The 7,167-nt window shown below is 74.0% G+C and carries 6 protein-coding genes; 4 read left to right on the forward strand and 2 right to left on the reverse strand.

Going from position 1 to position 7,167, the window contains the following annotated elements; translation table 11 throughout:
* On the reverse strand, window positions 1-1,657 hold a 1,657-nt coding region (gene ptsP, locus HCN56_RS21970; protein WP_167973799.1), incomplete at its 3' end, for a phosphoenolpyruvate--protein phosphotransferase.
* A 17-nt stretch (window positions 1,658-1,674) separates the two neighbouring features.
* Window positions 1,675-2,124, reverse strand: coding sequence for a PTS sugar transporter subunit IIA (locus HCN56_RS21975; RefSeq protein ID WP_167973801.1), 450 nt, complete (start codon window positions 2,122-2,124; stop codon window positions 1,675-1,677).
* 219 nt (window positions 2,125-2,343) lie between these two features.
* On the opposite strand from HCN56_RS21975, the gene clsA reads away from it, so the two are divergent.
* The 4 genes from clsA to HCN56_RS21995 all read left to right on the forward strand — a co-directional run bounded on the left by clsA (window position 2,344) and on the right by HCN56_RS21995 (window position 7,015).
* Entirely contained in the window at window positions 2,344-2,952 is a 609-nt protein-coding gene (gene clsA / locus HCN56_RS21980; protein ID WP_167973803.1) for a cardiolipin synthase ClsA, read from the forward strand.
* A 138-nt stretch (window positions 2,953-3,090) separates the two neighbouring features.
* On the forward strand, window positions 3,091-5,586 hold the full coding sequence (locus tag HCN56_RS21985; RefSeq protein WP_167973805.1) for a mannose-1-phosphate guanyltransferase: 2,496 nt from the start codon (window positions 3,091-3,093) through the stop codon (window positions 5,584-5,586).
* 77 nt (window positions 5,587-5,663) lie between these two features.
* The gene (locus HCN56_RS21990) at window positions 5,664-6,686 is read left to right on the forward strand and encodes a DUF881 domain-containing protein (protein ID WP_167973807.1); all 1,023 of its coding nucleotides are present in this window, start codon (window positions 5,664-5,666) and stop codon (window positions 6,684-6,686) included.
* Window positions 6,683-7,015, forward strand: a complete 333-nt coding sequence (locus HCN56_RS21995) for a small basic family protein (RefSeq protein ID WP_167973809.1) — start codon at window positions 6,683-6,685, stop codon at window positions 7,013-7,015. Before HCN56_RS21990 ends, HCN56_RS21995 begins: the two co-directional genes overlap by 4 nt.
* Window positions 7,016-7,167: the final 152 nt, after the last annotated feature.

A 7,167-nucleotide genomic window follows, 5' to 3' on the forward strand; every position in this document is an offset into this window, starting at 1 on the left:
CCGCCGCGGCCCGCGCGCCCTCCGCGTCGTCCGCGGCCCGCGCCGCGGCGGCCGCGCGCTCGCACTCCGCCAGGGTGTGGCCGGCCAGCCGCGCCCGCACATAGGGGATCGAGGCGGCCCCCATCGACAGACTCGTCACCCCGAGCCCGGCCAGCACGCAGGCCAGTACCGGGTCCGAGGCGGCCTCACCGCAGACGCCGCAGCTGCTGCCCTCGGCCTTGGCCGCCTCCGCGGAGAGCGCCACCAGGTCGAGCAGCGCCGGCTGCCAGGGGTCCTGCCACCGCGAGAGCGCGCCGACCTGGCGGTCCGCCGCGAAGGTGTACTGCGCGAGGTCGTTGGTGCCCAGCGAGAGGAACTCCACCTCCGTCAGCAGCGCCCGCGCGCGCAGCGCCGCCGACGGCACCTCCACCATCACGCCGGCCCGTGCCGTCAGGCCCGCCTCGCGGCACGCGTCGGCGAACTCCCGCGCGTCCCCGGGGCCGGCCACCATCGGCGCCATGACCTCCAGGTACGCCGACTGCCCCTCGGCGGCCAGCCCCAGGGCGCGCAGCTGGTCCAGCAGCACCTCGCGGTGGGCCAGCAGCGCCCGCAGCCCCCGCACGCCCAGCGCGGGGTTCGGCTCCTCCGCGGGGTTGAGGTACGACAGCGGCTTGTCGGCCCCCGCGTCCAGCACGCGGACCACCACGCGGCCGTCGGGGAAGGCCGCCAGCACCTGGCGGTACGCCTCGGCCTGCTCCTCGACGGACGGCGGCTGCGAGCCGTCCGCCCCGTCACCGAGGAAGAGGAACTCCGTCCGGAACAGCCCGACGCCCTCCGCCCCGGCCTCCACCGCGGCCGCGACGTCGCCCGGGCCGCCGATGTTGGCCAGCAGCGGCACCTTGTGGCCGTCGGAGGTCGCTCCCGGGCCCCGGGCCTCACCCAGCGCCGCCCTGCGCTCCGCCGCCCGCTGCTCCAGCGCCGCCCACTCCTCGTCCGCGGGGCCCACCACGACCTCGCCGCTCTCGCCGTCCACGGCGACGACGGTGCCCTCCGCCAGCTCGGCGGCACCGGGCAGCGCCACCACCGCGGGCACGCCCAGCGCGCGCGCCAGGATGGCGCTGTGGCTGGTGGGGCCGCCCTCCTCGGTGACGAACCCGAGCACCAGGGCCGGGTCGAGGAGGGCGGTGTCCGCCGGAGCCAGATCCCGCGCGATCAGGACGAACGGCCCGTCACTGTCGGGGACGCCCGGCATCGGGACGCCGAGCAGCCGCGCCAGGATGCGGTTGCGGACGTCGTCGAGGTCCGCCACCCGGCCCGCCAGGTACTCACCCGCCGCGGCGAGCAGCTCGCGGTAGGCGGCGAACGCGTCGTGCACCGCCTGCTCGGCGATGTCGCCGGCGCCGATGCGGCGCTCCACGTCCGCCGCCAGCTCGGGGTCACGCGCCATCAGCGCCTGCGCCTCCAGCACCGCCTGGGCCTCCCCGCCCGCCAGTGCGCCGCGGGCCTCCAGGTCCGCCGCCACCGCCTCCACGGCCCGCGCGGCGCGCTCCCGCTCGCGCGGTGCCTCGCCCTCCGCCAGCCGCCTCGCCGGCGGCTCCAGCACCGCGGTCCCCATGTGGCGCACCTCGCCACGGGCCACCCCGTGGCTCACGCCGACACCCCTCAACCTCGCGTCCATCTCACCCGTCTCCGGTCTCAGTTCCAGCTGAACAGCACGTCACCTGCCCGGACGTCACGTCCGGTACGCAGTCCCGTGAGGTCGGCGGCCGACGCCTCCAGGGCGATCACCGGACAGACCGGGGACCTCCCGGACGCCGCCACGGCCGCCGGGTCCCACCGCACCAGCGGTTGGCCCCGTCGTACCCTGTCGCCCTTACCCACCAGCGGCTCGAAACCCTCACCCGCCAGCTGCACGGTGTCGATCCCCAGATGGGTCAGCACCGCCCGGCCCGCGGTGTCCACGACCGTGAAGGTGTGCGCCAGCAGCGAGACGACGATGCCGTCGAGCGGCGCCAGGGCCTCCAGCGGGACCCGCACCGGGTCCACCGCGCCACCGGGGCCGACCAGCGCGTCGGCGAACACCGGGTCCGGCACGTCCTCCAGGGGCAACACCCGCCCGGCGAGCGGCGACGAGACGGTGGTCATGGGCTGCCTCCCTCGACAGACGCCCGCCCGGGCGCCGACCCATATCGGACGTTTGTGCCGCTACACGAGCGTACGTCACGGAACCGTTCGGCTCAGCTCCACCCTCCGTCACCGTTGCCGGTGCCACCCTCACCCGGTGCCACCGACCGCTCCCGATAGGGTCTGCACAGCCGGACGTCGGGAACGCCGGCCTCACACGAACACGGGAGGGCTCCACCGGTGGAGGTCCAACAGACAGGCGTGCAGACCGACCGGGTCTTCACCGTCCCGAACCTGCTGAGCATGGCGCGCCTGGCCGGGGTCCCCCTCTTCCTCTGGCTGGTGCTCTCCCCGGTCTTCGACGGACCGAGCAGGGACGGCTGGGCGCTGCTCGTCCTCGCGCTGAGCGGGGTGAGCGACTACCTCGACGGCAAGCTCGCCCGCCGCTGGAACCAGGTCAGCAGCCTCGGCCGGGTCCTCGACCCGGCGGCCGACCGCCTCTACATCCTTGCCACCCTCGTCGCCCTCACCTGGCGCGACATCCTCCCCTGGTGGATCACCGCGCTGCTCCTGCTGCGGGAGCTGTGCCTGCTCGTCGCCGTCCTGGTGCTCGACCGGCGCGGCTACGCGCCGCCCGAGGTCAACTTCCTGGGCAAGGCGGCGACCTTCAACCTCATGTACGCCTTCCCGCTGCTGCTGCTCAGTGACGGAACCGGCACCGTCGCGTCGCTGGCCGCGATTTTCGGATGGGCGTTCGCCACCTGGGGTACGGCGCTGTACTGGTGGGCAGGGATTCTCTACGTGGTCCAGGTCCGCCGACTTCTGACGGCGGACTCCGCGGCCGACTGATCCCGCCTGCGGCAGTGTCGCTGAGGCACGGCACGCCCTCATGGCGGACACCCCTGTCCCGCCCCGCTGTGCGGGCGCACTCGTCCGGACGGGCGCAGTCGGCATGACTGTCCGCTCTGCGAGGAGGACACTTCCACTATGAAGGCCGTCGTAATGGCAGGAGGCTCCGGTACCCGGCTCCGGCCGATGACCGCGAGCATGCCCAAACCGCTGCTGCCCGTGGTGAACCGACCGATCATGGAGCACGTGCTGCGGCTCCTCAAACGCCACGGACTCACCGAGACCGTGGTGACGGTCCAGTTCCTCGCCTCCCTCGTCAAGAACTACTTCGGCGACGGCGAGGAGCTCGGCATGGAGCTCACCTACGCCAACGAGGAGAAGCCCCTCGGCACCGCCGGGAGCGTCAAGAACGCCGAGGAGGCGCTGAAGGACGACTCCTTCCTCGTCATCTCCGGCGACGCGCTCACCGACTTCGACCTGACCGAGCTGATCCGCTTCCACCGGGAGCGCGGCGCCCTGGTCACGGTCTGCCTCACCCGGGTGCCCAACCCGCTGGAGTTCGGCATCACCATCGTCGACGACGAGGGACGCGTCGAGCGGTTCCTGGAGAAGCCGACCTGGGGACAGGTCTTCTCCGACACCGTCAACACCGGCATCTACGTGATGGAGCCCGAGGTCTTCGACTACGTCGACCCCGACGTGCCCGTCGACTGGTCCGGCGACGTCTTCCCCCGCCTGATGAAGGAGGGGCGGCCCGTGTACGGCTACGTCGCCGAGGGCTACTGGGAGGACGTCGGCACCCACGAGAGCTACGTCAAGGCCCAGGCCGACGTGCTGGAGGGCAAGGTCGACGTCGAGATCGACGGCTTCGAGATCTCGCCCGGCGTCTGGGTCGCCGAGGGCGCCGAGGTCCATCCCGACGCCACGCTGCGCGGACCGCTGTACATCGGCGACTACGCCAAGGTCGAGACCGGCGCCGAGATCCGCGAGCACACCGTCGTCGGCTCCAACGTGGTGGTGAAGTCGGACGCCTTCCTCCACCGGGCCGTCATCCACGACAACGTCTACATCGGCCCGCAGACCAACCTGCGCGGCTGCGTGGTGGGCAAGAACACCGACGTGATGCGCGCCGCCCGCATCGAGGACGGCGCGGTCGTCGGCGACGAGTGCCTGATCGGCGAGGAGTCGATCATCCAGGACACCGTCCGCGTCTACCCCTTCAAGACCATCGAGGCCGGCGCCTTCGTCAACACCTCGGTCATCTGGGAGTCCCGCGGCCAGGCGAACCTCTTCGGCGCGCGGGGCGTCACCGGCATCCTCAACGTGGAGATCACCCCCGAGGTCGCCGTGCGGCTGGCCAGCGCCTACGCCACGACGCTCAAGAAGGGCGCCACCGTCACCACCGCCCGCGACCACTCGCGGGGGGCCCGCGCTCTCAAGCGCGCCGTGATCTCCGCCCTCCAGGCCTCGGCCATCGACGTCCGCGACCTGGAGAACGTGCCGCTGCCCGTGGCCCGCCAGCAGACGGCCCGCGGCAGCGCCGGCGGGATCATGATCCGCACCACCCCCGGGGTGCCCGACTCGGTCGACGTGATGTTCCTCGACGAGCACGGCGCCGACCTCTCCCAGGCCGGCCAGCGCAAGCTGGACCGCGTCTACGCCCGCCAGGAGTTCCGGCGCGCCTTCCCCGGCGAGATCGGCGACCTGCGGTTCCCCGCCAGCGTCTTCGACGCCTACACCGGCTCCGTGCTGCGCGCCGTGGACACCAGCGGTGTCCGGGAGGCGGGGCTGAAGGTCGTGGTCGACGCCGCCCACGGCAGCGCCTCCCTCGTCCTGCCGAGCCTGCTGGGCAAGCTGGGCGTCGACGCGCTGACGATCAACGGCGGCCTGGACGAGGCGCGCCCCACGGAGACCGCCGAGGACCGGGCCGCCGCCCTCGTGCGGCTCGGCGAGATCGTCGCCTCCGCACGGGCCGCCTTCGGCGTCCGGTTCGACCCGGTGGGCGAACAGCTGTCCATCGTCGACGAACGCGGCCGCGTCGTCGACGACCACCGGGCGCTGCTGGTCATGCTGGACCTGGTCGCCGCCGAACGCCGCAGCGGCCGCGTGGTGCTGCCCGTCACCACGACGCGCATCGCCGAGCAGGTCGCCGCCTACCACGGCACCCAGGTCGCGTGGACCACGACCTCGCCCGACGACCTCACCCGCGCGGCGGCCAAGGAGGCCACCGTCTTCGGCGGCGACGGGCAGGGCGGCTTCATCGTCCCGGAGTTCGGCAACGTCTTCGACGCCGCCGCCGCCTTCGTACGACTGACCGGGCTGGTCGCCCGCACCCAGCTGTCGCTCAGCCAGATCGACGCCCGCATACCGCGAGCCCACGTCCTGCGCCGCGACATCGTCACCCCCTGGGCCGTCAAGGGGATGGTGATGCGCCGGGTCGTCGAGTCCGCGGAGGACCGCCGGGTCGACACCACCGACGGCGTGCGCGTGGTCGAGTCCGACGGCCGGTGGGTGATGGTGCTGCCCGACCCGGCGGAGGCCGTGACCCACCTGTGGGCGGAGGGTCCCGACGACGACGCCGCGCGTGAACTCCTCGACCGCTGGAGCGCGGTGGTCGACAGCGCCGGCGACTGACCCGCCGCACAGCCGCGCGCCGCCGGACGGGAGGGGCCCGCGCCTCACCCGTCCGGCGGCGTGCGACGATGTCCGCCATGCCCCAGCAGCCCGGCCCCGAGCGTGCGGACCGCACCACGCGTCCCGACGCGTCGATGTGGCTGCTCAACGAGGTCATGGACCACCCCTTGGACGCCGGGTACGAGGAGGCCGCGCGGCGACGCGCGGCGGGCGGTGCGCCGTCCGGGGGCGGCCGGCTCTGGCTGATCGCCGGGCTGCTCCTCACCGCGATGGTGATCACCCTCGGCGCCCTCCAGACACGGGCCGGCGCCCCCGCGCTCGCCCAGGAACGCCGGGAACTCGCGGAACGCGCCGAACGCGGTACCGAGGAGGCGGAGGCGCTCCAGCAGGAGGTCGACGACCTCCGCGACCACGTCGCCGAACTGCGCCGCGCCTCGCTCACCGGCGGCAGCGGCGGCGCGGCCGAGCTGACGGCCCTGCTCGCCGGCGCCATCGCGGTCACCGGACCCGGGGTCGAACTCGTCCTCGACGACGCCGAGGGCGCGGGCGACGGCCTCGGGGGCGGCCCCCGCGAGGGCAGCGGCTTCGCCGACACCGGCCGGCTCCGCGACCGGGACCTGCAGCGGGTGGTGAACGGACTCTGGTCCGCCGGCGCCGAGGCGGTCGCGATCAACGGTCAGCGGCTGACCGCGGTCTCCGCCATCCGCGCGGCCGGAGACGCCGTCCTGGTCGACAACCGTCCGCTGGTGCCGCCCTACACCGTCCACGCCGTCGGAGACCCGCAGACGCTGCGCAGCGCGTTCGAGGCGGGCGCGGGCGGCGCGACGCTGGAGTCACTGCGGGAGCACTACGGCATCCGCGGCTCGTTGTCGGAGCGCGAGGAGCTGCGGCTGCCCGCCGCCTCGCGCCTGGTGCTGCGCAGCGCCACCCCGGCCGGCCCCGGCGCCCCCGACGACGAGGGCCCGGAACCCAGCGGCACCGCGACACCGGGGGAGGGCGGCGAGGACGCCGGGACCCTCCCCCAGGAACCAGGGTGGGAGGCACCGGCGCAGCAGGCACCGGGCCCGCCCGGCAACGTTGGAGAGGAACACACACCGTGATCGCCGTTCTCGGGCTGGTGCTCGGCGTCGTGGTCGGGGTCATCACCCGGCCCGTCGTGCCCACGGGCATGGAGCCCTATCTGCCCATCGCCGTCGTGGCCGCGCTCGACGCCGTGTTCGGCGGACTGCGCGCCCGGCTGGACGGGAAGTTCGACGACAAGGTCTTCGTGGTCTCCTTCCTCTCCAACGTCGTCGTCGCCGCGCTGATCGTCTTCCTCGGCGACCAGCTCGGGGTCGGGGCGCAGCTCTCCACCGGCGTCATCGTCGTCTTCGGGATCAGGATCTTCTCCAACGCGGCGTCCATCCGGCGCCACATCTTCCGGGCGTGAGGGCAGATGAGCGACCAGCACCACAGGCCGGGGGAGAGCGGGGAGCGCCGCCCCGGTGACGACGCGGCCCCCGGCGGCCCGCCCGGCCGCAGGCTGCCCCCGCCGCCCCCACCGCACGGCGTGCCGCCCGGCGGCCCCGTGCCGCCCCCGAC

It is taken from the genome of Streptomyces lonarensis (assembly GCF_012033735.1).
Classification (GTDB): Bacteria; Actinomycetota; Actinomycetes; order Streptomycetales; family Streptomycetaceae; genus Streptomyces; species Streptomyces lonarensis.

Coding starts and splice junctions, on each gene's coding strand:
- HCN56_RS21975 (WP_167973801.1), bottom strand. CDS start 2,124: ATGACCACCGTCTCGTCGCCGCTCGCCGGGCGGGTGTTGCCCCTGGAG.
- HCN56_RS21985 (WP_167973805.1), top strand. CDS start 3,091: ATGAAGGCCGTCGTAATGGCAGGAGGCTCCGGTACCCGGCTCCGGCCG.
- HCN56_RS21990 (WP_167973807.1), top strand. CDS start 5,664: ATGCCCCAGCAGCCCGGCCCCGAGCGTGCGGACCGCACCACGCGTCCC.